The following is a 314-nucleotide window of genomic DNA, read 5'->3' as shown; positions in this document are numbered from 1 at the left end:
ACCAACACGAGGAGCTATTTTTGGTGCAAGTAAATCATTTTTATATACTGAGCTAGACGTCGTTGCAGAATAATTATAACTAACATCATATGACCAATTATCGTTTAGTTCACCTTCCATACCCGTTAAAATTCTGTATGAAGAATGTTCTAGATTATCAGAACGTGGACCACCTTCAATGTTACGTTTACCAATGTATGCAACAAACTGGTCACTTCCATCTTGGTTAAACAAACCTTGTAGCTGTTGCTTTTGAGTATCAGACAATAAAGGGTTATTGTAGTCAAACAAAATTTCATCATTATAGAACGTAC

1 protein-coding gene is annotated in these 314 nt (G+C 34.7%); it reads right to left on the bottom strand.

Annotated elements, in window-relative coordinates:
- The coding region (locus SB749_RS19065; RefSeq protein WP_410711683.1) for a hypothetical protein at positions 1-291 on the bottom strand (291 nt) is incomplete at its 3' end.
- Positions 292-314: the final 23 nt, after the last annotated feature.

It is taken from the genome of Brevibacterium sp. SIMBA_078 (genome assembly GCF_046534565.1).
GTDB lineage: Bacteria > Actinomycetota > Actinomycetes > Actinomycetales > Brevibacteriaceae > Brevibacterium.
This window is presented reverse-complemented; position numbering and strand designations above follow the sequence as displayed.